Below are 25,209 nucleotides of genomic sequence, written 5' to 3'. Positions count from 1 at the left end.
CCAGGGGTAGCGGCCGGGGGGCGGCCGCGGCGTCCCGGGCCCCGCGTTCCGCCATCCGGGGGTCCCGGCGGCGGCGCGGTGTCGGGGGAGCGCACCGCGGCCGGCCGGACCTCCCGCGGGCCGCGGCGGCGCTCGGGGGCGTCGCCGCGGTCCGGCCCGCCTGAGCGTTCTACCGCGGGTGCGGGTGCGGGATCTCGGCGAACGCCCCGCGCAGCCGGGCCTCCTCCTCATCGGACAGGTTGGTGCTCAGCAGCGCGGCCCCGGTTTCCTTGAACGGCTCGATCACCCGGTCCAGCACGGTGCCCTCGGACATCACGAACAGCGCGGACGTCCCGGGCGTGACCTGCGCGCGGACGGTCTCGATGAATCCTTCGTCGATCCCGACGTGGCTCAGCGACCCGGTCACCGCGCCGATCGCGGCGCCGACGGCGGCGCCCAGCAGCGGGACCAGGAAGATCAGGCCGAACAGCAGGCCCCAGAAGGCCCCGCCCAGCGCACCGGCGCCGGTCAGTGCGCCGAGGTCCTTGGTCTTCGGCTTCTTCCGCCCCTCCGGCCAGGTCACGTACGCGGCGTCGGCGATCGAGATCAGTTGCTGCTTCTGCAGCTGCCGAAGCAGATCCAGGGCGTTTTCGGCGCCTTCGACGGTGGGGAACCGCCACACGGTCAAGGTGGACACGACTTCCTCCTCGGTCCGGGAACAGTGGTCCGCCGCACCTTCGCGCGGGGGCCGGCGCGGGTCATCGCCCACGCTGTGTGAGCCGCGGGCCGGATGTCCGGTGCGGGCCGCGCAGGACACCGGCGCGGGGGTGCGCCGCCGGCGGCCGGGCCACCTGATCTCACCTCGGGCGGGCGAGGACCGGCGGACGCGCGACCGACCATGATCGCCCGGGTCCGCCACCCGTTCGACGAACGAGGAAGAAGGATCATGACCGAACCCATGCGCCCCCGGTCCGGAACCACCGGCGCCCGGGCGCCCCTCCCGCCGGAGCGGGCGGTCGCCCGGTCGCGGCGGGTCGGCTGGATCTGGTTCGCCGGGGCGATCACCGTCCTGGCCGGACTGTTCACCGTGGTCGAGGGCGCGGTCGCGCTGTTCGACCGGGACTACTACGTCATCGGCCCGTCCGGCCTGCTCGTCTTCACGCTGGCCGGCTGGGGCTGGCTGCACCTGATCGTCGGCGTCCTCGTCGTGCTGACCGGCATCGCGCTGTTCACCGGCGCGCAGTGGGCGCGGGTCGTCACGGTCGCACTGGCCGGGTTCAACGCGCTGGCGCAGCTGGCTTTCCTGTCCGCGTACCCGTTCTGGGGCGTGCTCGTGATCGCCCTCGACGTCCTCGTGATCTGGGCCGTCATCGTGCACGGCGACGAAGCCACCTACGAGATCTGGTGACCCCGGCGCCCCGGTGACCCGGCGCTGATCAGTACAGTCGTGGCCTCCGTCCGGCGTCGACCGCGGAACCGGGGCGAATTCTCCCGACAGCCGAGAGGTTGACGTGCCCGTTCGAACGACCCCGTTCCGGCCCGTTCCCGGTGTCAAGGCCACGGTGCCGCGCCTGCCGGGGACCTTCGTCCCCCGTCCCCGGCTCGACGCGCTGCTCGACCGCGCGGCCACCCGGCCCGTCACGGTGGTGCGCGCCCCGGCCGGTGCCGGCAAGACCACGGCGCTGGCCGCCTGGGCCGGTGACGGCCACGACGTCGCCTGGGTGTCCCTTGACGAAGGCGACAACGACGAAACCCGGTTGTGGGCGGCGATCCTCGCCGCGTTGCGCCGCTGCCCGGCGGTGCCCCGGGACCACCGGGTGCACCGGCTCGGCCCGCCGCCGCCCGGGCGGCGGCGGGCGTTCCTGGCCGATCTGGACGACGCGCTGAGCGGACCGGACCAGCCGGTCCGCCTGGTGCTGGACGACCTCCAGGAGATTTCCCGCCCGGAAGTGACGGACGCGCTGGCGGCGCTGGCGCGCGACCTGCCGGCCGGGATGCGGCTGGTGCTCGCCACGCGGGTCGAGCCGCGGCTGCGGCTGGCCCGGCTGCACGTCGAAGGGGCGCTGTCCCGCGTGGAGGGCACCGAACTCCGGTTCACCACGCGGGAAACGGCGAACCTGGTGCGCGCCACCGGTGCGGCCGTCGGCGACGACCGCGTCCGGGAGCTCACCGAACGCACGGCGGGCTGGGCCGCCGCCCTCGGCTGGGCCGCGGTGTCGGTGCGCGAAGCGGAAGACGCCGACGCGCTCGTCGCCTCCGTCACCGGCGACGAGCGCGCGGTGGCGAAGTTCTTCGCCGACGAGGTGCTCTCGCGGCTGCCCGCGGAGACGTCGGATCTGCTGCTGTGCATCAGCGTGTGCGACACGGTCGGCGCGGCGCTGGCGGTCCGCCTGTCGGGCCGCCCGGCCGCCGGGGCGATCCTGGACGAGGTCGAGCGGGCGATGGCGCTCGTCGCGCGCACGCCGGCCGAAACCTACCGGCTTCCGCCGTTGCTGCGGGGTTTCCTGCGCGCCGAGCTGGCGCGGCGGGATCCGGACCGGATGCTGCGGCTGCACGGTTGCGCCGCGCGGTGGTACGCCGGACGGGGCCGGTTCGGGGAGGCGCTCCGGCACGCCGTGGCGGGCCGTGACCGGCGGCGGGTCCTCGCGCTGGCGCGGGACCACGCCGTGCGGCAGGTGCTCGCCGGGGACGGGGAACCGGTGCGGGTCGCGCTCACCTACCTGGGGGCCGCCACGGTCGCCGCGACCCCGCCGCTGCGGCTGGCCTCGGCGCTGGAGAACATCCAGCGCGGCCGGCTCGCCGACGCGGCGGCCGACCTCGCCACGGCGGCGCCCCGCGACGGCCGCTGGCCGCTGGCCGTCCGGCACCTGGCCGTCCTGACGGGGAAACCCGTGCCGTCGGCGGACGGCCGGGCGGACCGGGACCTCGACGCCTGGGTCGAGCTCGACCGCGCGTGGCGGTCACTGCACCGCGGCGCCCGCCGGCACGCCGTCACCCAGGCGCAGGAGGCCCTGCGCCTGGCCCACACCGAGCGGCTCGACCACCTCGTGCTGCACAGCAGGCTGGCGCTGGCCGTCGCCACCGGCCTCGGGGGCGATCACCCGGCGATGCGGCGCGCCTGCACGGGCGCGCTCGCCGTCGCCCGCCGGCTGGGCCGGCGCCGGTCCCCGGGCGTGGCCGAGTGCCACCTCCTGCTCGCCTACGACGACCTGATGCGCGCCGAGCCGGTGGCCGCGGCCCGGGAACTGGCCCAGGCGACGTCCGCGGAGGTGCCCGGCAGCACGCCGCTGCTGGTGCCGCTGCGCGAGTTCTTCGAGGGCATGGTGCGCTTCGACGGCGGCGACCGGCCGGCGGGGTCGCAGGTCATGCGCGCGGCCCGGCACCGGCTGGCCGCGCTCGACCTGCCGCGCGAGGTCGTCGCCGTGTGCGCGGTCGCGGAGTACCACGCGGCCCTCGCCCTCGGCGAGGCGCTGCACGCGGCGGAAGTCCTCGCCTGGGGGCACGAGCGGCTGCCCGGCAGCGGCGAGCTGGCGGTCCTGCGCGTCCGCGCCCACCTCGCCGCCGGTGAAACGGACACCGCCGAGGCGGTGCTGCGGGACACCGCACCGGCGACCGCCCTGCTGCCCGCCACCCCGGTCGACCGGTGCCTGGCCGAGACGGCGCTCGCCCTGCGCTCCCACCGGCGGACCAAAGCGCTGCACGCTCTCGACCGGGCGCTCGCCCTCGCCCGCCCGAACGGCCTGGTGCGGCCGTTCGCCCTCGCCGAGCCGCGGGTCGGCGACCTGCTGATCGACCACTCCGGCGGGTTCGGCTCGCTGGACCGGTTCGCCCAGGCGGTCCGCGGCCGGGTCGTCCCGCACGCCCCGCCCAGCGGCCTGACCGACCGCGAGCAGGTGGTGCTGCAGCGGCTGCCTTCGCAGCGTTCCCTGGACGAGATCGCGTCCGATCTGACGGTGTCGGTCAACACGGTGAAGACGCACGTGCGGGCGATCTACGGCAAGCTCGGGGTGAACAACCGGCGCTCGGCGGTGGTGGTCGCGCGCCAGCACGGCCTGACCTGAGCCGGTCAGCTCCCGTGTTCGTCGCGGCGGGGTGCGGACAGCAGCGCCTCGGCCCAGCGGGCCCGCGGGTCGACGTCGACCAGCAGCGCCTTGGCCAGCAGGGTGGCCGGGACGGCGAGGACGGCCCCGAGCGGGCCCAGCAGCCACGTCCAGAACACCAGGGCCAGCACCGTGACCAAAGTGGACAGACCGACCGAGCCGGCGACGAACCGGGGCTGGACCAGCGACTGCACCACGAAGTTCAGCACGGCGTAGACGACGAGCACGACGAGCAGGCTGCGCCAGCCGCCGTCGAGGAGCGCGATCACCGCGGGCGGTGCCACGCCGATCACGAAGCCGACGTTGGGGATGTAGTTGGTGACGAAGGCGAGCAGACCCCACAGGAGCGCGCCGGGCACGCCGAGCAGGGCGAGCGCGGTGGTGTCGAGGGCCGCCACGAGCCCGCCGAAGACGGTCGTCACGAGCAGGTACCGCCGCGTGCCGACGGCGAAACCGCGCAGCGAAGCGGAAATCCACGGCCGGTCCCGCGCGATCCGGCCGAGCCGCTGCCCCGCCCAGGCCGTCTCGGCGCACAGGAAGAGCAGCAGGGCGAACAGGAACGCGAGGTTGGTGACCAGTCCGCCGACGCCGGCGAGCAGGGAACCGGCCAGCCTCACCAGTTTCCCGGTGTCCACTGCGGACAGCACGGTCCGCAGTTCCGGTTCGCCGACGCCGAACCGGCCGAGGACGGTCAGGCCGTCGTGCAGCAGTTCGTCGACCCGCCCGGCGTAGCGGGGCAGCAGCGTCGACAGCTGCGCGACGGACACGACCACGACGAGGAAGAAGGCGAGCAGGATCAGGTAGACGGTGACGACCAGGACGGCCACGGTCAGCCAGCGCGGAAATCCGTGGCGCAGCAACCAGGTCCGCACGGGATCGAGGGTGATGACGACGACGAGGGCGAGGAAGACGGGCCCGGCGAACCAGGCGACGGCCTGCACCCCGGCCAGCACGACCACCGCGGCGGCGGCACCCAGCAGGACGACGAGCGCGCGGGGAACGGGGGCGCCGCCGGCCCCGGGGCCCCGTTCGGGCGGCCACGGAACCGGCGGCGGGTGCGCGCCGGCACCGAACCGGTCGGCGAGCCCCCGAAGGGGCCGCCGCACGGTGCGGTCCCCGGCCGGGCGATCCCCGGCCGCGCCCCGGTCCCGCCGGGGCTTGCGGAACCGGTGGGCCGGGAAATCGGTGAGCGAAGCTCGCACCATGCTGACTCCTCCGGAAACGGTCGGCGGCGAGACCCACGATGGCGGCCCGGGAACGCCGGGTCGTCACCCGGAGCGGGCGAATGGTCGGGCTGCCGGACCCGGCGTGGAGGTGGTGCCGGGGTGCCGCGCCGGTGGACGCAGGAAAATCGGCTGGACGGCACCCGGCCGGAGGCGAACCGGCTAAGGTGGCCGCGTGCAGGCGCCGGTGGACGAGCGACCTCGGGTGCTCGTCGAGCTGGTCCTCCTGCTGCTCTGGTTCCTCCTCTTCGCCCGGCTCGACGCCGCCGTCGGCACGGATTTCGCGGCCGCGAACGCGAACGCCCACGCCCTCCAAGCCGCCGAACACGCGGTGCACCTCGACATCGAGCACAGCGTCAACGGCTGGCTGGCCGGGAAACCGTTTCTCGGCGTGCCGGCGGTGGGCCTGTACCGGCTGTACTACGTGGTGGTCGCCGGTGTACTGCTGTGGGTGTTCGTCCGGCACGGCGCCCGCTACCGCAGGGTGCGCCGGACGATGGTGGCGATGATGGTCCTCGTCCTGCCGGTCTACTGGGCGGTGCCGATGGCGCCGCCGCGGTTCGCGCTGCCCGGTGCCGTCGACGTCGTGGCCCGGTACGACCTCTTCGGGCAGGACAGCTGGACGCATCCCACCCACCACACGGCCATGCCCAGCATGCACGTGGGCTGGTCGCTGTGGTGCGCGTATGCCGTGTGGACGGTGCTCCGGGAGACGCATCCGCGCCTGGCCCCGGTGCCGTGGCTGTTCCCGCTGCTCATGGTGGCGGACGTGCTCGCCACCGCGAACCACTACGTGCTCGACGTCGTGGGCAGCGTCGTCCTGCTGGCCGTTTCGGTCGCCGCCGCGGCCGCGTGGGGACGGCTCGTCGCCGGACGGCGCACTTCGCGATCCGAATTTCCCGCCGAGGCGTGTCGAGAACGCGCGGACGGCTCCGACTGAGGGGTGCACGGCGGCCGGCGGGGCCGCCACCACGAGCGGAGCGCGCACGATGACCAAGGTGACCGCCCAGATGTCGGTGTCCCTCGACGGCTGCTACACCGGGCCCCGGCTCGCCCAGGACGTGAACGGCTGGATGCGGGGCCCCGAAGCACCCGGGTTCTTCCGGGTCACCCGCTGGGCCGTCGACGCGATGGCCTGGCGCGAGCGGCAGGGGTTCGCCGGCGGCGAGCAGTCGATCGACTCGGAAATCGTCGCCGAGACCTTCGCCGCGGCCGGGGCCTACGTCATGGGCCGGCGCATGTTCGACGCCGGTGAGGTGCCCTGGGGCGACGAGCCGCCGTTCCGGGCGCCGGTGTTCGTCGTCACCCACCGGGCCCGGGAGGTGCTCGAACGCCGGGGTGGGACGTCCTTCACCTTCGTCACCGAAGGGCCGGAACGGGCCGTCGAGCTGGCCCGGGCCGCCGCCGGCGGCAAGGACGTGGCGGTGGCCGGCGGCGGGGAGCTCCTGCGGCAGGTGCTGGCCGCCGGGCTGCTCGACCAGCTCGAGCTGCACGTCGCCCCGGTGCTGCTGGGCGACGGCCAGCACCTCTTCGGACCCGGGCTCGGCCTCGGCGCGGACGACGGCATCGAGCTCGTCCCCACCCGGGTCGTCGACACGCCCGGCGTCACCCACATCCGCTATACCGTCACCGGGCGGTCGAAGCTGGTGCTGGACGACCGCGGCGCCAGTGGTGACCTGGTCAAGCCGCGGCAGTGAGAAAGGACCGATCCGTGAAGTACATGCTGCTGATCTACGGCAACGAAGAAGCCTTCACCTCGATCGGGGCGGAAGCCCTCGCCGAGGTCGTCCGCGACACCGACGCCCTCAACCGGGAGCTGTTCGAGTCGGGCGAGCTCATCGGCGCCTACGGCGTCGCCGACGAGGTGAACACCAAGATGGTCCGGGTCACCGGCGGGACGCCGGTGGTGACCGACGGCCCCTACGCCGAGGCCAAGGAGTTCCTGGGCAGCTTCATGATCGTCGACTGCGACAGCCTGGACCGCGCCCTGGAGATCGCGGCCCGCGCCCCTTCGGCGCGCTACTGGGGCGTCGAGGTTCGCCCGCTGATGCACGAGGCCGAAGTCGCGCCGTGACCGGCTGGCAGGCCGTCCGGCGGCTGGTCCCCGAGGTGCTGGGGGTGCTGGTGCGCCGGTACGGCCGGTTCGACGCTTGCGAGGACGCCGTCCAGGAGGCGCTGGCGGCGGCCGCGGCCCAGTGGCCGGTGGACGGGTGGCCGGAGCACCCGCGGGCGTGGTTGCTGACGGTGGCGTCGCGCCGCCTGGCCGACCAGGTGCGCAGCGACGCCGCCCGGCGCCGGCGGGAGGAGGCGGACGCGTTCCGCACTCCGCCCGCCGGCGACGTCGAGGCCGACGACGACACGCTCACGCTGCTGTTCCTGTGCTGCCACCCGGCCCTGACGCCGCCGTCGCAGATCGCGCTGACGCTGCGGGCCGTCGGCGGCCTGTCGACCGCCGAGATCGCCCGGGCCTTCCTCGTGCCCGAAGCGACCATGGCCCAGCGGGTCAGCCGGGCCAAGCACCGCCTCAAGGGGGCCGGTTTCGCGCTGCCGCCGCCCGCCGAGCGGGCGGAGCGGCTCGCCGTCGTGCTCCAGGTGGTCTACCTGGTGTTCAACGAGGGCTACACGGCCACGTCGGGGACGCGGCTCGTCCGCGCCGAGCTGACGACCGAGGCGATCCGGCTGGCCCGGGAGCTCCACCGGCTGGTTCCCGGCACCGGCGAGGCGGCCGGGCTCCTGGCCCTCCTGCTGCTCACCGACGCCCGCCGCCCGGCCCGCACGGCCCCGGACGGGTCGCTGGTGCCCCTGAGCGAGCAGGACCGGACCCGGTGGGACACCGGAATGATCGCCGAGGGCGTGGCCCTGGTGACCGAAACGCTCTCGCGGGGTCCGATCGGCCCGTACCAGCTGCAGGCCGCCATCGCCGCCGTGCACGACGAGGCCCCCACCGCGGAGGCCACGGACTGGCCGCAGATCCTGGCCCTCTACACGGTTCTCGAGCGCGTGGCCCCCAACCCGGCGGTGACGCTGAACCGCGCGGTGGCGGTGGCCGAGGTCCACGGGCCGGCGGCGGGTCTGACCCTGCTCGACGCCCTCTCGGCGGACGAGCGCCTCGCCGCGTCCCACCACCTGGTGTCGGTGCGGGCCCACCTGCAGGAAATGGCCGGCGACCACGACGCGGCCCGCACCGGCTACCAGGAGGCGGCCCGGCGCACGACGAGCGAACCCGAGCGGCGCCACCTGTTGGACCGCGCCGCGCGCCTGGGTGAGGCCGGTGTGGTGTGATCGCGGCGTGAGCCGTGCCGGGGAAGAGTCCAACCGCCGCCTGCTGCGCGCCCGCGACACCATGGACCGGGACTACGCGAAGCCGTTGGACGTGCCCGCGCTGGCCCGTGTCGCGCACGTCTCGGCGCCCCACTTCACCCGCACCTTCCGCGCCACCTTCGGGGAGACCCCGCACCGCTACCTGCAACGCCGCCGGGTCGAGCGGGCCATGTTCCTGCTGCGCTCGGGCGACCGGAGCGTCACCGAGATCTGCGTGGAGGTCGGCTTCACCAGCCTGGGGACGTTCAGCCGGACGTTCCGGGACATCGTCGGCGAGTCGCCGACGGCCTACCGGCGCCGGGGACCGCTGGCCGGCGTGCCGACGTGTTTCGCGATGGCGTGGATGCGGCCGCGGAGCTGATCGTTTCGGATAAGCGTCCCGGCGGGCCGCTGCACTACCGTCGCCTCCATGCTCAACGCACTCACGATTTCGCAGATCTTCGTACTCGACCAGGACGAGGCGCTCGACTTCTACGTCGGCAAGCTCGGCCTGGCGGTGCACACCGACGCCGACCTGGGGTTCATGCGGTGGCTGACGATCACCGTCCCGGGTCAGCCCGACCGCGAGATCCTGCTGGAGAAGCCCGGCCCGCCCCGGATGGACGAGGCGACGGCGGAGCAGGTCCGCGACCTCCTGACGAAGGGCGCGATGGCCGGCTCGCTGTTCTTCGCCACCGACGACTGCCGCAAGACGTACGAAACGCTGCTGGCGCAGGGCGTGGAGTTCACCGACGAGCCGACCGAGCGCCCCTACGGCATCGACTGCGGCCTGCGCGACCCGTTCGGCAACAGCATCCGGTTCAGCCAGCCGCTCTCGGGGTCCTGAACGGCTACGGCCGTCGCCGGAAGGAGTCGAGCAGTTTCCGGGTCGGGGAGCCGAGGCCGGTGACCGTGTCGTAGCCGGGGGCGTGGACGAGGTTCGAGTCCGCGTACTGCCCCGGGGTGATCAGGTCGACGAACCCGCGCTGCTCGACCGCGAACGCCACCGTGTCCGGCGTCCCGGCGGGGTTCTCGCCGATGGCGTGGTACGCCCACCGGGGCCGGGCGTACAGCGCGGGGTTCGCGAACCCGAGCGGACCGTGTTCCTGCACCAGAAGCGCTTCCACCCCGGCGAAAGCGGGCGAAGACAGGCTGGTCCCGCCGCCGTTGCCGACCTTGTAGGACAGACCGCCGTCGAAGTCGTAGTCGGTCTCGCCGACGAGCAGGCACAGATCGGGATCCGCCAGGGCGGCGACGTCCGGGAGGGTGCGCATCGGCGGCGTCCCGGCGAACGACCCCGGCACGACACCCCGCTGGTAGAACGGCTGCGGGAACACGGTGCTCGTCCCGCCGCCGGACGCCTTCCCCTGGTAGCCGGGCGGGGCCGTGACCCACGACCCGCCGTCGTCGGACAGGTACGTTTCGTCGGTCGCCCAGCCGATCTCCCACAGGTACGAGCCGCCCCGCCCGATCGCCAGCGTCGTGCCGCCCACCGCGGTCACCCACGGGCTCGACGCCGGGTATTCGACGGACCGGCCGCCGTCCTCGGTGCCGCCACCGCCGGAGTCGCCGCTGGCGAAGGTGACCGTGATGCCCTCGACCGCGGCTTCCTGGAACGCGCGTTCGTAGGCGAGGACGGCGTCCGGCGCGTAGCCGGGGGTGGAGCCGACGATGATCGACCCCGACACGACGTCGGCCAGGTGCCGGTCGACGATCTGCACGATCGCGTCCAGCACGTCGTCGCCGTAGCGGGCCCGGGAGCCCACGACGAAGGCGATGTCCGCCTCGGGGGCCAGCGCGTGGGCGGCCTGGACGTCCATGGCGAACTCGCCGCTGGCTTCCTCGGGGCGCGCGTCCGGCGGGACGTAGGCGGTGAACTGGCCCGGCGCGAACGCCGGCTCGCCGTGGTCGGCCGCGAAGCGGTTCGCGTCGGGCAGGGTGTTGATTTCGTTGCCGATGCTGACGATCCCGATCGTGACGCCCTTGCCGGTGAGGCCGGTCCCGGTGATCCCGTAGGCGTCGCGCACCTGCCGCGGGGTGTAGCCGCACGGCGCCCACTGCACGGGGTGTCCGTAGGCGGACGGCAGTTCCGGGGCCGGGGTGTCGCCGTAGTGGTCCGGGCAGGGGCTGACCGGGGCCGCCGAGCGGGCGGCCGCCCGTGACCCCCTCCCGGGCGGCGGGCCGGCGGGGCGGGAGCCGGTCGCGACGGTGAGCCCGGTGACGGTCAGGACGTCCGGCCCCACCGCCGCGGGCACGGTGATCGGGTCCACCGCCGCCCGGTAGGGGAAGCCGTAGTAGGTGAAGGTGCGGAAGCGCGTGCCGAACGCCGCGGCCGCCGCGGCGACCGTGCCCTGGGCGACGACGGCACGGGAACCGGCGCTGACGACCGAAAGACCGGTGCCGCGCAGCCACGAGCTGACGGCGTCGATGCGGTCCTGCGCCGGCCCGAAGCGAGCGCGTGTCTCCTCGGGTGTCAGGAAGTGGCCGTAGCGGGGATCGCGCGGGTCCGACACCGCGCGCGCGTAGCCGGCCAGCTTCCGGGCGTCGCCCGCGAGGAACACCTGCGCGGTGACCTGGGCCGCCGGATCGGCCGGCCCGGTGTCGGTCCCGTCCAGCACCACGTGGGTACTCCGGGTGCCGTCCAGCCCGCGGACCGGAACCCGCGCCGGCTCGCCGGCGAACGCCGGCGCGGCGGGCAGGATCAGGAGGCTCGCGAGCAGGACGATGCTGCCGGATCGTGGTCTCCGCATCCGCTGTCCTTCCGTCGGCGTTCGCCAGGGCACACCCGGACAGATGCCGAGACCCCGCCGATCCGTTGCAGCTTGTCCGGTAAATGTCAGGTTTCGATGAATTCGACCAAAACGGTGTCGGCGACAAAGGCCGAACGGAGGCGTTCCGACCGCCGAACGAAGGAATGCGAACTGCGTTCCCGGGCCTACAATCCCTTTGCGACCATCCGATATTCCAGGCAGTTCCGCCGAGTCGAATGGGGGGTCATTCCGATGATGTCCGAAACCGGGGGCAGTTCCCGGAGAACGGTGCTGAAGTACCTCGGTGCGGGCGGTGGCGCGGTGGCCGCCGGTGCCGCGCTGGCCGCGTGCACCGGCGTCCAGCAGGCGCAGAACGGCGGCCGGTCCGGGCCGTTCCCGGGCACGCCCGGGTGGCGGTTCGTGTTCGTCAACCACGTCACCACCAACTCCTTCTTCGTCCCGACCCGCTCCGGGCTCGCCGACGCGGCCGCGCTGCTCGGCGTGCCCGAACCACAGTGGACCGGCTCGGAAAACGGCAACGTCGCCCAGATGGCGAGCGCCGTGGAGACCGCGATCACCGGCAAGGCCGACGGGATCGCCGTCGCGCTGACCGACGACCACGCCTTCGTCGACCTCACCAAACGGGCGCTGGGCCAGGGCATTCCGGTGATCGCCTACAACGCCAGTGCGGCCGGCAACTACCCGCTCACCTACGTCGGCCAGGACCTGTACCTGTCCGGTTTCCGGATGGGACAGCGCATCGCGCAGAAGATCACCTCCGGCGACATCCTGGTCGGCATCTCCCAGCCGGGCGGCAACAACGTCCAGCCGCGCCTGGACGGCATCACCGACGCGCTCAAGCAGGCCGCGCCGGGCGTACGCGTCCAGTCCGTGAACACCGGGGCCGAGCAGGCCGGCGAGCTGAACGCGATGACCGCCGCGTTCACCGGGAACAGCGGGGCGAAGGGGATCTACGCGGTCGACGCGGGCAGCACCGCCGCGTGCGCGAAACTGATCGCCGACCGCGGTCTGGCCGGCAAGATCGGCGGCGGCGGGTTCGACCTGCTCGACGACACGGTCACCGGGGTCAAGACCGGCGCGCTCGACTTCACGATCGACCAGTCGCCGTACCTGCAGGGGTTCCTGTCGGTGCTCTACCTCTACCTGTTCCGCCTGTCCGGCACCCTGGTCGCGCCGCCCGCCACCGACACCGGCCTCACGTTCGTCACCAAGGAGAACGTCGGTCCCTACGCGACGGCCCACAGCCGGTTCGAAGGCGGCGACAACAAGGAAGTCGTCGGGATGCCGCAGGCGATCCCGCTGCCGCCGGCGTCGGTGCTGAGCCGGTAGTGGCGGCGATGTCGTCGAAATCGGTGCTGCTCGGGGTGCTGGGCGTCAAGGAGCTCAGCATCCTGCTGGTCACGGTGGCCGCCGGGAGCTACTTCACGGTGGCCGGTGGGGCGTTCAACTCCCTGGACAACTACCAGACCATCGCCCAGTACGTCGCCCCGTGGGCGATCATCGCCGCGGGGCAGGTGATGCTGCTGATCTGCGGCGAGATCGACCTCTCGGCGGGGTTCGTGTTCACCCTCGCCCCGTTCCTGCTGATGCAGTTCTTCGTCAACGCCTGGCCGCTGTGGCTCGCCCTGCTCGGCGCGATCGTGGTGAGCACCCTGGTCGGGCTGGTGAACGGGCTGATCAGGACCCTGCTGAACATCCCCTCGTTCATCACCACCCTCGGCATGGCGTTCCTGTTGCAGGGCCTGGTCCTGATCATTTCCGACGCCCGCCCGGTCGGCGCGCCGAAGGACGGCTGGGTGGCCGGCGTGTTCGGCGGGGCGCGCTGGACGGAGTTCTTCTGGGCCGTCGGCGTGGTCGTCGTCATGCAGGTGGTGCTCTCGGCGACCCGGTTCGGCATCCACACGCAGGCCACCGGCGGGAACCCGGTCGGGGCCGCGGAATCCGGCATCGCGGTGAACCGCGTGAAGGTCGTCAACTTCGCGATCACCAGCACCCTGGCCGGGCTCGCCGGCATCCTGCAGGGCACGCGGGTCGGCTCGTACGACCCGACCAACGGCGGGTTCACCACCATGTTCTTCGCGGTGGCGTCGGCGGTGATCGGCGGCACCGCGCTGCTCGGCGGCTCGGGCACGGTGGTCGGCGCGTTCCTCGGCGCGCTGCTGCTCGGCATCGTGTTCGACGGGTTCAACCTGACCGGCGTCAGCGCGAACGCGTTCAACGTCGTCCTCGGCGCCGCGATCCTGGCCGCGATGGTGCTGAACGTGTCGCTGACGGTGGCGCGCAAACGCCTCGGCTCCCGGGAGCTGTCATGACCGCCGCCCGCACCGACGTCATCCGGGCCGAGGGCGTCGGCAAGAGCTTCGGCCCGGTGAACGCGCTCGCCGACATCAACCTGCACGTGCGGCCCGGTGAGGTGCTCGGGCTCATCGGCGACAACGGTGCCGGCAAGTCGACGCTGATCAAGATCCTCACCGGCTACCACCAGCCCGACCGCGGCCGCCTGCTGTTCGAAGGGGAGCCGGTCACGCTGAAGTCCGTGGTGCACGCGAGATCCCTGGGCATCGAGACGGTGTTCCAGGACCTGGCGATGGTCGACGACCTGCCCGTTTACCTGAACCTGCACCTGAACCGCGAGCTGACCCACCGCCCGGTCCCGTTCCTGCGGCGCCGCGAAATGCGGCGCCGGGCCCGGGAGGCCCTCGACTCGATCGGCATCGACATCCCGTCGGTGACCGCGGAGGTCGGCATGCTGTCGGGCGGCCAGCGCCAGGCGATCGCGGTCGCCCGCTCGGTGTATTCGAAGGCGAAGCTGCTGCTGCTCGACGAGCCGCTGGCCGCCATGGGCGCCAAGGAAAGCGCGCTGATCCTGCGCCTGCTGCAGGAGCTGAAACGCCGCGGGGACATCGCGATCATCCTCATCGCCCACAACTACGGGCAGGTGATCGACGTCTGCGACCGGGTGAACCTGGTGCAGCACGGCGAGATCACCTTCGACCGGCCGTCCGCGGAGACGTCGGTGGCCGAACTGCTCGAGCTCGTGAACGCGGAGTACCGGCTCGGCGGGCCTTGAGATCGGTTCCGCCGCGCATTCCCGGTGAAATTTACTTCGGCCGGTCCGGTGCGGTACCGGCCGATTCCTGCGCCGTTCACCGGGGAAGCGAAACCTTTCGTCCCGCCGGTTGACAGCCCGGTCGCCGCGGTCACAGCATCATTCGCCGACCGGAGGGAATCTGGCGATGATGGGAAAGGTTCTGGCGGCCGCGGCCGCCGCGCTGCTCGTCCTGGGTTCGGGCGGGGTGGCCGCGAGCGCACCACGGCAGCCGGCCGCGTCGACGGCGGGCTGCGGCAAGGCCCCGACGTCGACGAGTGGTACCCGGACGATCCAGACCGGCGGCAAGAGCCGCACCTACATCCTCCGGATCCCCGACGGCTACGACCGCAGCCACCCCTACCGGCTGATCTTCGGGTTCCACTGGCTGGGCGGCACGTCCACCGACGTCGACACCGGCCGGACCGTGCAGACGGGCACCTGGGCGTACTACGGCCTGCAGCGGCTCGCGAACAACAGCGCGATCTTCGTGGCGCCGCAGGGGTTCAACAACGGCTGGGCGAACTCCGGCGGCGAGGACGTGACCTTCGTCGACGACATCATCCGCCAGCTCGAGGGCGACCTCTGCGTCGACACGACCCAGCTGTTCGCCGTCGGCTTCAGCTACGGCGCCGCCATGAGCTACTCCCTGGCGTGTTCGCGGGCGACGGTGTTCCGCGCGGTGGCGGTGCAGTCCGGCGGTCAGCTCAGCGGCTGCGGCGGCGGCACCCAGCCCATCGCGTACCTGGGCGTGCACGGCATCCGCGACTCGGTGCTGAACATCTCGGGCGGCCGGTCGCTGCGCGACACGTTCGTCCGCGCCAACGGCTGCACGGCACAGAACCCACCCGAGCCGGCGCAGGGCAGCCTGACGCACCGGGTGACGAGCTACGCGGGCTGCCGAGCCGGATACCCGGTGCAGTGGGCGGCGTTCGACGAGGGACACATCGCCGCCCCCCAGGACGGCGCAACGGGCGACAGCGGCCCCCGGACCTGGGTGCCGGCACTGGTGTGGCAGTTCTTCTCCCAGTTCGGAGCCGGCACACCACCCGACAACCCACCGCCGGCGACCGGAGCCTGCCGCGTCGGCGCGGTGGTCAGCGCGTGGAACACGGGCCTGACGGAGAGCATCACGATCACGAACACGAGCTCGACGGCGATCACGGGCTGGTCACTGGCGTTCGCCCTGCCGGCAGGCCAGACGATCACGTCCGGCTGGAGCGCAACGTACTCGCCGTCGTCCGGCCAGGTAACGGCCACGAACGTCGGTTACAACGCAGAGCTGGCAGCGGGCGCATCGACAACGATCGGCTTCCAGGCCAACCACACGGGCAACACGGCAGCACCGACATCGTTCACCCTCAACGGCACGGCCTGCACGGCCGGCTGAACACGCGAGGGGGAGCCGATCGTCGGGCTCATGGGAATTCCGGCTCCTGCCGGGAAGACCGGCGTCCTCAGGTGGGCGTGCAGGTCAGGGTCGGTGGTGGTGCGTTCCCGGTCGCCTGGAACCCGAAGGTGGTGCTGCCGCCCGCACCGATCCGGCCGTTCCAACCGGCGTCGGCGGCGACGACGTTCGCGCCGTCCTGCTTCAGGGTGGTGTTCCACGAGTTGGTGACCTGCTGGCCGCCGGGCCAGGTCCAGCCGACCCGCCAGCCGGTGATCGCCGTGCGGCGGTCGTTGGTGACGGTCACCGTCGCGACGTGCCCGGTGCCCCAGCCGCCGTTGACCTGCAGGCTCGCCGAACACCCGGCTGCCGGCAGGACCAGCAGCGTGATGGAGTTCGCCGGGTAGGTCGCGTCGATCCGGCCGTCGCTCGCCGGGACGCCGTCGCCGCGCACGATGGCGTTCAGGTTCGCCGGGCTGTAGGTGAACCGCTGTGCCGCACCGGCGTTGTCGAACCCGGCCACCGACAGCGGCGAGGTCAGGTCGCCGCCGGTCTTGTTGACGACCATGACGGTCAGCGCCTGGTCGGAGGACCGCTGCGCCGCGTACACCGCCAGCCGGCCTTGGTCGGCGGCGGTCGCCGACACGCTGACGTCACCGAACCGGCTGCCGGCGCCGTCGTAGTTGCGGTACATCCGGAACGCGTACGCGCCCGGGTCGGTCGGCTTGGGCTCGCCCCACATCGTGGCGAGGTCGAGGCCCTCCCGGCCGAAGACGCCCAGGATGTCGGCCTCCGCCAGCGCGCCGTTGATGTCGTCCAGGGCACCCCAGTTGTATTCGGTGATGGCGGTCTTGGTGCCGGGGTTGTACTGGGCGATCCACTGTTTCATCGTGCGGATGAACTGCAGCGGAGGAGCGTTGACCCCGCTGGGACCGATCCAGGACTCCTCGACGTAGGTCGGGTCCCACAGCGACCGGACGGACCGCAGCCGCAGCGCGTTGGCTTCGGGGGTCTTGTCGCCGCTGATCTGCGGGTAGAAGTGCTGGTCGAAGTAGTCGAGGAAGCGCCTGCCGCCGTGGGCGTCGCTGTAGTCCTTCATGTTCTTCAGGTACCACTGGGACAGGTTGAGCCCGCCGTGCGCGGCCGAGTCGGCGCCCGGCCCGCAACCGTCCACTCCGGACGCGACCCATTCGCAGTACCCCCAGCCGGACGGGCCGAGGACCGCGGCGCCGGGGTCGGCCGCCTTGATCGCCGCGGCGGCGGCGGTGCCCTTGCCGCCGAGTTCGTCGTCCGAGACCGGTTGCGGGTGCACGTCCCGGTGCGTGCTGGACCAGAGCACCGGTTCGTTGTCGAGTTCGTAGATCGGCACGCCACCCTGTGCCGCGGTGCCGAACTGGCTGACCAGGTGCGACACCATCTCGCCGTCGAAGGTCGCGTCCGCGGCGATCGAGGTGTCGGCCGGGTCGCCGTCGAGGTTCTGCTGGTCGAGCTTGCCGTTGCCGCACTGGGGATCCCACTGGTCGAAGCTGTCCTGCCGCGGGTACCGGGTCGCCGGGAACCCGCAGGCGAACGGGTGCGACGACGGCGAATCCTTGGCCACCCACCCGCTCAGCGGCACGGTGACGACCGGCTTGATCCCGCGGCCGAGGTTGGACCCGACCATCCCTTCGACAGAGTGTTCGCGGTCGGCGACGATGTTTTCGAAGTACCAGTCACTGCCGGTGTTGTACGTGCTGTTCTTGAAGTTGTACCGGCTGGTGGCGTTGCCGCCCCAGCGCGCGACCGTCTGGCCGATTTCGGCGTTGAAGGCCGGATCGCCGCCGTTGAGCCCGTAGATACCGGGACTGATCGGATGCCGGGCGGCGGAGACGTCGACCGACAGCGCGGGCCCGGGCGCGGCCGAGACCGCCGGGGCCGTGAGCGTCACCGCCACGAGAGACGTCACCACGCCGGCTGTGGTGACACCCAGCCGCTTCCGCCGTCGCCGACCAGCCGTCACGGAAGCCTCCACCGATCGTGTGCCTGGACATTCCTCGACAGCACGGTGGTGTGGCCGGAAGCAAGCGTCAAGTCACCCCCGGCGCCGGGCAACCCGGCTGCGCGGGCAAGCGTTTGCCGTTACGCCAGAAGGCGCACGCGTCGACGATTTCGCGTTCGGCTCCGGTGTGAAAGTTTCACCGGGCCGGCGGCGAAGGGGACACCTGTCGGCCCGCTGATGTCGTAACAAATACTCCCAGGCTACGACACAAGAACCGAACGAGCCGGAGGCAAGATCGAAACGGGAAGTGCACCATGACGATCTGGATCGCCACCCTCTGCGGAGGTGTCGGCGGGTCGATCCGTGGAATCCTCGCTCTCTACCGCGGGATAACCACGTGGTTGCAGCAACGCAGAACCGTGCTCGGTTCGCCGCTCGGCCGGCCGCGGCTCGCCGACGCCGCGGACTGGACCGCCGAGCTCGTGGGAATGGCCGCGCAAATCGTCATCGGCGGTCTGGTCGGCTTCTTCCTCACCAACGCCGGCACGGTGACCGGAGTCGCCGGCGCGATTCTCGCCGGGGTCTCCGCTCCGGCCATCCTGGCTCAGCTGGGCGAGGTCCGGTTGACCCAGAACCTCGTTGCCGGTGCGACCGATGACCAGGTGCCGCCGGTGGCAGACCTGAGAGACGATGGCGTCGACAACGGGGTACGCCATGGCGAGTGACTCTCTGTGGAAAAGGTCGCTGAACGTCCTCCTGGGCACCGGTCACCCCGTGGTCGACACCAGGGTGGGGACGATCCGTGCGCACCATTCCCTGCCCCGCCGGGCCGTCGCCATCGTGCTGGGTGTCGACCTGAACGATCGGCCCCCGCCCGCGCGATCCGCGCTCAGGGGCACGTCCGAACCAGCTTCGGCGCGGAACCACCGGCCGGCTTCCGTGCGCACGCACCGGCTGAGTTCCCTCGCCACGGCTGCGGCTGTCTCGACGGTGCTCGTCGGGGTGCTGGCGACGATCGCCTCGCACCTCCAGCCCGTCCCGCAAATCCCGGGCACGCAGCAGCCGCCCCTTTCCACCCCGTTGTCCAGCACGAACAATGCTCCGTCCAGTCCTGTTCCGGCCGTGGACAACGAAAGCCTGGCGAAGACGGAACTCGAACAGCAAGTCGTGAATGACCAGGCAGAGGTGGAAGCCCTCCTCGGATCCTGGGTTCCGGAACTGTCGGCGAAGAAAGTCGGCCTGGTCGTGTCCGGAACCACCTTCGACTACCGCACGATCTTGGCCGAGTACCACCATCTCGTAGGCGTGTACCCCCATGCTCTGCTGCTGAAATCCCAGGACTACACGACTTTCCGGCTGCCGGATTACTGGATCACGGTCGTCGCGGTCCCGTTCCCGAGCGCAGCCGCAGCGAACGGGTGGTGTGACAGCATGCGTATCGGCCCGAGCGACTGCCTTGCGGCAAGGTTGACCCATACTCCCGGTTCCCAGGGCAACACCGTCACCCGGAACCGGTGAGTCGGCACACCGCGGGCTCGCGGGCGTTTCCGGACCCGTGGGTCGTCCGCATGGGTCAGGCAGGCTCGTCCGGCGGGTGCGCTCCGGCGCGGGAGAGCAGGGATTCCGCGGCCTCGCTCCGTCCCAATGCGGAAAGGATGTGCGCCAGTTGCTGGTGGAGTTCGTACCGAGCGCGGTGGTCGAGATCCGGGGTCAGCGCATCGAAAGCGGTGATGAGAGCGTCCACCGGACCCGGGGCGTCGCCGCCGTCGACGAGCTTCACCGCGTGTTCCAGGTCCGGGAAGACCGATTTCAGCGCGGTGACGTCGTGGTCGTGGTGTCGCAGCCACCACAGCGCCGCCGATGCCGTGTCCTTGAAGACAGTTTCCCTCAGGTAGCGGAGTTCGGTGCGTTCGACTCCGTGACCGGCCGCGGCGACTTCCTGCTCCCGGAGGTGTTGTGCGTGGTGCCGTGCCAGCTCGAGCTGGTCCGGATCGACGGTGACGACGACATCCTCCGCCCAGGCCCGGATCGGCGGGTCCGCGGACAACGTCCTGCCTGTTGTCAGGTCCGCGATCAGCCGGGTGCCGGCGAGGTCGGCGTGGATGGGCGAATAGCCGCTCAGCAGGGTGGTGGCATGGTCGGCGACTGCCTGGAGGGCTTTCCCCTGCCAGGCTGGTGACGCGTTCCAGACCACTGTGCACCGCATCCGGAAGTCGAAGCCGGCCAGCTTGCTGGGGATCGGGCCCGCGAACGGTGCGCGCCGGTCGGGCTCGTTCTGGGCCGGCCCGACCGGTGTGGTGCGGCGCCATCGCATGCTCAGGAGGCCTCGTCCCGCCGGGGCTGCGGGGCGAACGGATGTTTGGTCAGCAGTTCCTCTGCCAGCGCTTGGTGCGTGGCGAGGCGGAGGTCGGTGTGATCATGGTCTTCCCAGTAGCGGGGGACGAATCCGAGCCATCGGTCGGCGGCCATGCGCACCGTGCCGATCCGCGTTATCGGCGCGTCGGACGCTGCCGTGGCCTCGCCCAGGACCCCGATCAGGAAGGCCCGCTGGTTCGAGCCGGTCGTCAGGTCGAGCCAGGATCCGATCGCCTCGTGGACGAGCGCGTGGTCCTCCAGATCCAGCAGGGCCTGCCAGATCCGGACCAGCGCCTGGCGGTGGACCCCGATGAACTCGCCGGCGTCCGCGGAGAGCAGATCGCGCAGGACGCGCACGGCGACGGCTCGCTGCCGTTGCTTGCCGCTGCGCAGCCACTCGTCGAGTTTCGTCAGCAGCTGCGGGAAGGCACCGTTGTCGCGGACGAGGGCGAGCACCGCCGCGACGACCTGGTCGCTGACGCGCCGGTCGTTGTGCACGGCGAGGTTGCCGAGCCGGGTGAGCGCCTTGTCGGTGTACCGGCGGCCGAACTCGGACCGGCACACCGCCAGCACGAGGTGGACGAGCGCGGGGGAGAGGTCGGGTTTGCCGGCCCACCGGTTCAGCTGGTGGTGCACCGATGAGGAGATGCGGTTGTCGAGGGCTCCGGCGGTGAGCAGGTCGGCGGCTGCACGGCCGTGCGCCGCCTTGCCGGAACTCGCCCACTTTTCGGCCACCTGGGTGATGGGCTTGACGGCGCCCTGGGACGCGCAGAGGTCGAGGAAGCGGTTCACCATGCCGGCCGTGGCGTCGTCGTCGAGCCGGGGCTGTTGCCCGAGCCCGAGGTTGGTCACCCACGTCACCAGCCCGTCACGAAGTTCGGGATATCCGCGCCAGACGTGCCGGAGGACCGAACGGTCGTAGTCGAGGCGGTCGAACCGCGCCCGATCGCCGGTGAGGCTGACGCCCTTGAGCTCGGTCAACCGGCCGGTGAAGCCCCGGCCTTCCAGCAGTTTCCCGTTGGGGGGCGGGTAGTCGGCGATGGTGAGCAGTTCGCGTTCCGCCCAGTACTGGGTCTCGGTCGGACAGCCGCCGAGCAGGGCGACGGTGAGCAGCAGACTGCGCCGGTTCCAGTCGTCGTTCTTGTCGTAGCTGGTGATCAGTTCGGCTGTCCAGTTGCCGTACGCGAGGATCGCCTGGCTGATCACCGTGTGGATCGGGGCTCCCTCACCGGCGAGCCGGTGTTCACGCACGAGGAGGTCGGCGAGCCGGGCAGCGTCGGCAGGCCGGGCCGATCCGAGCGTCTCGGTGATCTGGCGGTCGGTCAGCACCTCCACCGGGACCTCGGTTTTTTCCAGGTGGGCGCGCAGTACGTCGTGGGCGTCCGGCTCGGTGACCAGCTCGGTCCGGCCCTCGTAGAGTGCCTGCAGCCCGGCTGGTGGTGCCTCGGGCAGGAGCACGACGAGGTGCGCCTTCGCGTCCGCGATGGTGCCCAGGAAGCTCCTGACCCGGCCCTCGGCGTTGTCGAGCACTTCGCTGCCGGTTTCGGTCAGGTCGAGCAGGACGTAGGCACCCGGCACGACGCGGCGCAACTCGAGCTGGGTGTCTTCGTCGAAGTCGATGACATTGATCGTCGGCTTTTCGGCGCCGGACACGGCGTGGAGCGCGCGGACACCGGTCGCCCACCGTCCGCTTCGCGGCCGGCCGTGGAGGAAGACGACTTTGTTCCTGCGCAGGGACTCCACGATCTTCGGGAACGTGTCCGGTTCGGCGAAGCGGGACTCGAGCCAGAGGAGGTGGCCGGGGTCGATCTCGTCCCGGACGATCAGGTCTCGGTACCCGGCACGGTCGCCGAAGACCTGGACCGTGTCACCCTTCCGCAGGTCGACGGAAATGCCGCCGGCGACGTGGCCACCCACGGTCACGTTGCCGTCGCCGGTGACCGAGGTGCTGTCCGTGGTCGTCATCAGCCCTTCTCCCCGTTCTTGCGGACGTTCTGCCGGATACCGCCGTGTACGTTGCCGCCGGTGACGATGTTCCCGTCGCCGACGGTGTGCTGGTGCGAGTGCCGGGATCCCTCGGACCAGTGGTGCTGATCCCGCATCTGGGTCGCGGTCCCGTAGACGGTGCCGTTGATCGTGTTGTTCGTCGCCCCACCGGATCCGGGAGCTTCCTCCCGCGGGACGGCGTTGTCGGGCACCGGCTCGTCCGGGGTGCCGATGCCCCGGGACAGCAGGGCACCCGAGGGCTTCGGCACGTGCAGGTAGGCCTCGCCCACGTAGCTCTTCACCGACACCGGGACACGGACGAACTCACCCGGTGCCTTCGCCGCGTACCCGGAGAGCACGACGTCCTCGTACACGCGCGCCGAGAGCACCGCGGCGACGAAGGTGACCTCGGGGTCGGAGCTGGTGAGCAGCTCGCGGACCGGCTCGCAGTCCAGGAGCCGGTGCGTCTCGACCATGGCCGCGCCCGAGCCGTCCCCGAGCCGGGCGTTCCCGGAATCGGTCAGCGGGCCCACCGCGATGCTCACCCGCAGCCGGGTCGGCTCGCCGGTCCGGCCCAGGCGCACGCGGTGGTGGTAGGCCAGTTCGTCCTGCAGGGCATCGAGGAACGGCCCGACCAGGATCGGCAAGCTCTCCGGCCGGAAACCGACGACGAACCCGTCGCCACGGCCGGCCGGGAACCGGCGGTCGGCCCAGACCGCGGCGTTGTCCGCGCGCTCGAACGCCCGCTCGAGGATCGTGGGGATGAGCTCGGTCAGTGCGTAGTGGTCGGCGGGGGTGACTCCGCTGAAGTTCTTGACATCCACCGACAGAACCGCGTGATACGGCGGCAATTCGTGGGCGGGGGAGTGCGTTTCCTCGGTCATGGGAAGCACTGTGGCGCGTCGGCCGGCGGAGTGATGTCCACCGGAAGACACCCCAAAGTGAGCTGCGTCACTCCCGGGTCGGGTATGCGTGCCGGCGGAGCTTGTCGAACCGTTCGACGGTCAGGCTGCGCTCCGCGCTCAAGGTCCCCTCCTGGCGCAATTGGGCGACCAGGTTGGCCACGAGACTGCGGGACAGTCCCAGCACCTGCCCGAGCCGGGTCTGCGACAGCGGGATGAGCCGGGGGTCGTGTCCCGGATCGGCCAGCTCGGCCAGCTGCACCATCAACCGCGCGATCCGCCGCAACGGGGGCTGGCTCAGCATGTCCACGGAGTCCTGGCCCGCCCGTTGCAGCTTGGCCGCCACGTACCGGCCGACTTCCCGCTGGACGCCGTGGTCGACCAGAACGCGCTCGAACGTGCCCGAGGGCACTGCGAAAGCCGTGCAGGACTCCAACGCGAAGACGTCCGCCGTGCGGCCCCCACCGACCTCGAAGGCCACCTCACCGATCACGTCACCGGCGCCGCGCAGGGCGATCAGACGGTAGTCGCCGTCCTCGGTGCGGCACCCCACTTCGACCCGCCCGGACGTCAGCAGCAGCACCGAAGTCGCCGGGGCGCCGAGCACGAAGATGGGCTCGCCCTTGGTGAAGGTGCGGGAGAAGCCGAGCTCACACAACATCGACCAGGTGCGGTCGTGGACCAGCGCGCGAAACCCCCGGCGTGCGTGATCATCCGGCACGAACAATCATGATAGCCGGTCGAAGCCGGGGTGGCGGGCGGATCAGCTGTTCAGCCGCATCCGCTGTCCGGCACGGAGCTGTGCGGGAACGGGGCGGCATTGTCCTCAGTGGATGGACATCGCGCCGGATGCGCTCGGCCGCGCCGGTGGTGCGCGCCTGCACGCCTACCGGCGGTTGACACGCAGCCGCGATGCGCCGCGGCGAGCTCGCGGCGGGTGACGTCGGTCACCGGTCGCTGCTTAGACTAAGAATACGGCGCTGACCTGGGATTTTCGCCAGTGCCCCCGGTGAGATTCGAACTCACACTGGACGGGTTTTGAATCCGTTGCCTCTGCCAGTTGGGCTACGGGGGCGTGACGTCGTGACTCTACGGGATCACCGGACCCCGCTCCTGCCCGGGGCCGCCCTCCTCGGCTCCAGTGTCATGCTGGCCACTTCGTGGTGAACGCCATCTCTTCCACTGGATCGTTCCCGGTAGGCTTCGGGTTCGCGGAAAGCCGCGGAACGTCCACGCCCGCCGAGACTTCAGGAGGACCCCGGTGACCGATCAGGCTACCGAGGCCCACGGTGCCGCCACCGTGCCGCAGCGTCGGGTGCTCGTTGCGGAGGACGAGGCTCTCATCCGGCTCGACCTCGTCGAAATGCTGCGGGAAGAGGGCTACGAAGTCGTCGGGGAGGCCGGTGATGGGGAGCAGGCCATCTCGCTCGCCACCGATCTGAAACCCGATCTCGTGATCCTTGACGTCAAGATGCCCAAGCTGGACGGCATCGAGGCCGCGGCCAAGATCACCGGTGACCGGATCGCGCCCGTTGTCATCCTCACCGCCTTCAGTCAGCGGGATCTCGTCGAACGGGCCCGGGATGCCGGGACCATGGCCTACCTCGTCAAGCCCTTCGCGAAGCGTGACCTCGTGCCCGCCATCGAGCTCGCCGTCAGCCGGTTCTCCGAGCTGCAGGCCCTCGAGGCCGAGGTTGCCGGGCTCACCGACCGGCTCGAGACGCGGAAGGTCATCGACCGGGCCAAGGGCCTGCTGATGAGCCGGCAGGGGCTGACCGAGCCCGATGCCTTCCGCTGGATCCAGCGCACCGCCATGGACCGGCGGACCACCATGAAGGCCGTCGCCGAGGCCGTCGTGGAGAGCATCGGGAGCTGATCCACCCGAAAAGGGGGTGGCTGCGATCGCGGTTGCCCCCTTTTTCGTGACGCTCCGGGTGCCCGAAAGGGCGTACTTGGTACCTTTGCGAGCCTTCCCCGGCGTGGCCGGGGACCATGATCGACGCCGGGTCCGTAGACTCTGCACACCTTGCGCCGGGCGTCAAGGGGCAGTCTGCGGGCTGTCGGGCACCGAGAGTCACCACCCGCTGGTCGTATTACGACGAGCGGGTGTAAACCATACGTTAATACTCGTGACGACCGT

The 25,209-nt window shown here is 71.6% G+C and carries 23 protein-coding genes and 1 tRNA gene; 15 read left to right on the top strand and 9 right to left on the bottom strand.

Going from position 1 to position 25,209, the window contains the following annotated elements; translation table 11 throughout:
* Positions 1–169 precede the first annotated feature (169 nt).
* On the bottom strand, positions 170–676 hold the full coding sequence (locus tag ABZW17_RS27230; RefSeq protein ID WP_354819976.1) for a DUF1269 domain-containing protein: 507 nt from the start codon (positions 674–676) through the stop codon (positions 170–172).
* 249 nt (positions 677–925) lie between these two features.
* Here ABZW17_RS27230 and ABZW17_RS27225 point away from each other — a divergent pair, with 249 nt between their 5' ends.
* The gene (locus ABZW17_RS27225) at positions 926–1,387 is read left to right on the top strand and encodes a hypothetical protein (RefSeq protein WP_354819973.1); all 462 of its coding nucleotides are present in this window, start codon (positions 926–928) and stop codon (positions 1,385–1,387) included.
* Positions 1,388–1,490: 103 nt separating this feature from the next.
* On the top strand, positions 1,491–4,040 hold the full coding sequence (locus ABZW17_RS27220; protein WP_354819970.1) for a LuxR C-terminal-related transcriptional regulator: 2,550 nt from the start codon (positions 1,491–1,493) through the stop codon (positions 4,038–4,040).
* Positions 4,041–4,045: 5 nt separating this feature from the next.
* On the opposite strand, the gene ABZW17_RS27215 is transcribed toward ABZW17_RS27220, so the two are convergent.
* Positions 4,046–5,284 (bottom strand): AI-2E family transporter, encoded by a 1,239-nt coding sequence (locus ABZW17_RS27215; protein ID WP_354819967.1) that lies wholly within the window; start codon positions 5,282–5,284, stop codon positions 4,046–4,048.
* A gap of 193 nt (positions 5,285–5,477) precedes the next feature.
* Between ABZW17_RS27215 and ABZW17_RS27210 the strand changes: the two genes are divergently transcribed.
* The 6 genes from ABZW17_RS27210 (at position 5,478) to ABZW17_RS27185 (ending at position 9,449) form a co-directional block, all read left to right on the top strand.
* The gene (locus ABZW17_RS27210; RefSeq protein WP_354819964.1) at positions 5,478–6,242 is read left to right on the top strand and encodes a phosphatase PAP2 family protein; all 765 of its coding nucleotides are present in this window, start codon (positions 5,478–5,480) and stop codon (positions 6,240–6,242) included.
* A gap of 49 nt (positions 6,243–6,291) precedes the next feature.
* Positions 6,292–6,999: a dihydrofolate reductase family protein gene (locus ABZW17_RS27205; protein ID WP_354819961.1), complete on the top strand. Its 708-nt coding sequence runs from the start codon at positions 6,292–6,294 to the stop codon at positions 6,997–6,999.
* 23 nt (positions 7,000–7,022) lie between these two features.
* The gene (locus ABZW17_RS27200) at positions 7,023–7,376 is read left to right on the top strand and encodes a YciI family protein (protein WP_354819991.1); all 354 of its coding nucleotides are present in this window, start codon (positions 7,023–7,025) and stop codon (positions 7,374–7,376) included.
* Positions 7,373–8,584, top strand: coding sequence for a DUF6596 domain-containing protein (locus tag ABZW17_RS27195; RefSeq protein ID WP_354819958.1), 1,212 nt, complete (start codon positions 7,373–7,375; stop codon positions 8,582–8,584). The genes ABZW17_RS27200 and ABZW17_RS27195 overlap by 4 nt, the downstream gene beginning before the upstream one ends.
* A 61-nt stretch (positions 8,585–8,645) precedes the next feature.
* Positions 8,646–8,984 (top strand): helix-turn-helix transcriptional regulator, encoded by a 339-nt coding sequence (locus tag ABZW17_RS27190; RefSeq protein ID WP_354819988.1) that lies wholly within the window; start codon positions 8,646–8,648, stop codon positions 8,982–8,984.
* A gap of 48 nt (positions 8,985–9,032) precedes the next feature.
* A complete protein-coding gene (locus tag ABZW17_RS27185) occupies positions 9,033–9,449 on the top strand; it encodes a VOC family protein (RefSeq protein ID WP_354819955.1) in 417 nt (138 codons plus the stop codon).
* 4 nt (positions 9,450–9,453) lie between these two features.
* Here ABZW17_RS27185 and ABZW17_RS27180 read toward each other — a convergent pair whose 3' ends face one another.
* Positions 9,454–11,352, bottom strand: coding sequence for a S53 family peptidase (locus tag ABZW17_RS27180; protein WP_354819952.1), 1,899 nt, complete (start codon positions 11,350–11,352; stop codon positions 9,454–9,456).
* A 255-nt stretch (positions 11,353–11,607) separates the two neighbouring features.
* On the opposite strand from ABZW17_RS27180, the gene ABZW17_RS27175 reads away from it, so the two are divergent.
* The 4 genes from ABZW17_RS27175 to ABZW17_RS27160 all read left to right on the top strand — a co-directional run bounded on the left by ABZW17_RS27175 (position 11,608) and on the right by ABZW17_RS27160 (position 15,851).
* Positions 11,608–12,702, top strand: a complete 1,095-nt coding sequence (locus ABZW17_RS27175) for a substrate-binding domain-containing protein (protein WP_354819949.1) — start codon at positions 11,608–11,610, stop codon at positions 12,700–12,702.
* An 8-nt stretch (positions 12,703–12,710) separates the two neighbouring features.
* Positions 12,711–13,685: an ABC transporter permease gene (locus ABZW17_RS27170; protein ID WP_354819946.1), complete on the top strand. Its 975-nt coding sequence runs from the start codon at positions 12,711–12,713 to the stop codon at positions 13,683–13,685.
* Entirely contained in the window at positions 13,682–14,443 is a 762-nt protein-coding gene (locus ABZW17_RS27165) for an ATP-binding cassette domain-containing protein (protein WP_354819943.1), read from the top strand. The genes ABZW17_RS27170 and ABZW17_RS27165 overlap by 4 nt, the downstream gene beginning before the upstream one ends.
* A gap of 166 nt (positions 14,444–14,609) precedes the next feature.
* On the top strand, positions 14,610–15,851 hold the full coding sequence (locus ABZW17_RS27160; RefSeq protein ID WP_354819940.1) for a cellulose binding domain-containing protein: 1,242 nt from the start codon (positions 14,610–14,612) through the stop codon (positions 15,849–15,851).
* 67 nt (positions 15,852–15,918) lie between these two features.
* Here the strand turns inward: ABZW17_RS27160 and ABZW17_RS27155 are convergent, their stop codons facing one another.
* Complete coding sequence (locus ABZW17_RS27155) at positions 15,919–17,793, bottom strand: glycoside hydrolase family 44 protein (RefSeq protein WP_354819937.1); 1,875 nt, start codon at positions 17,791–17,793, stop codon at positions 15,919–15,921.
* A gap of 347 nt (positions 17,794–18,140) precedes the next feature.
* On the opposite strand from ABZW17_RS27155, the gene ABZW17_RS27150 reads away from it, so the two are divergent.
* Together ABZW17_RS27150 and ABZW17_RS27145 are read left to right on the top strand one after the other, a co-directional pair.
* Positions 18,141–18,551: a hypothetical protein gene (locus tag ABZW17_RS27150; protein WP_354819934.1), complete on the top strand. Its 411-nt coding sequence runs from the start codon at positions 18,141–18,143 to the stop codon at positions 18,549–18,551.
* 49 nt (positions 18,552–18,600) lie between these two features.
* Positions 18,601–19,344 carry a hypothetical protein gene (locus ABZW17_RS27145; RefSeq protein ID WP_354819931.1) on the top strand — a complete coding sequence of 248 codons (744 nt, stop codon included), beginning with the start codon at positions 18,601–18,603 and terminating at the stop codon, positions 19,342–19,344.
* Between the two features lie 55 nt (positions 19,345–19,399).
* On the opposite strand, the gene ABZW17_RS27140 is transcribed toward ABZW17_RS27145, so the two are convergent.
* The 5 genes from ABZW17_RS27140 to ABZW17_RS27120 form a co-directional block, all read right to left on the bottom strand.
* A complete protein-coding gene (locus ABZW17_RS27140; protein WP_354819928.1) occupies positions 19,400–20,020 on the bottom strand; it encodes a hypothetical protein in 621 nt (206 codons plus the stop codon).
* Between the two features lie 122 nt (positions 20,021–20,142).
* Positions 20,143–22,146 carry a hypothetical protein gene (locus tag ABZW17_RS27135; RefSeq protein ID WP_354819925.1) on the bottom strand — a complete coding sequence of 668 codons (2,004 nt, stop codon included), beginning with the start codon at positions 22,144–22,146 and terminating at the stop codon, positions 20,143–20,145.
* On the bottom strand, positions 22,146–23,051 hold the full coding sequence (locus tag ABZW17_RS27130) for a hypothetical protein (RefSeq protein WP_354819923.1): 906 nt from the start codon (positions 23,049–23,051) through the stop codon (positions 22,146–22,148). Before ABZW17_RS27130 ends, ABZW17_RS27135 begins: the two co-directional genes overlap by 1 nt.
* A gap of 67 nt (positions 23,052–23,118) precedes the next feature.
* On the bottom strand, positions 23,119–23,790 hold the full coding sequence (locus ABZW17_RS27125; protein WP_354819920.1) for a Crp/Fnr family transcriptional regulator: 672 nt from the start codon (positions 23,788–23,790) through the stop codon (positions 23,119–23,121).
* A 280-nt stretch (positions 23,791–24,070) separates the two neighbouring features.
* Positions 24,071–24,144, bottom strand: a tRNA-Leu gene (locus ABZW17_RS27120).
* A 186-nt stretch (positions 24,145–24,330) separates the two neighbouring features.
* Between ABZW17_RS27120 and ABZW17_RS27115 the strand changes: the two genes are divergently transcribed.
* Positions 24,331–24,945 carry a response regulator gene (locus tag ABZW17_RS27115; protein ID WP_354819918.1) on the top strand — a complete coding sequence of 205 codons (615 nt, stop codon included), beginning with the start codon at positions 24,331–24,333 and terminating at the stop codon, positions 24,943–24,945.
* The last annotated feature ends 264 nt before the right edge of the window (positions 24,946–25,209 follow it).

Source organism: Amycolatopsis sp. NPDC004625 (genome assembly GCF_040609695.1).
Lineage (GTDB): Bacteria > Actinomycetota > Actinomycetes > Mycobacteriales > Pseudonocardiaceae > Amycolatopsis.
The sequence above is the reverse complement of the archived record's forward strand: the minus strand, read 5'-3'. Positions and strand labels throughout refer to the sequence as shown.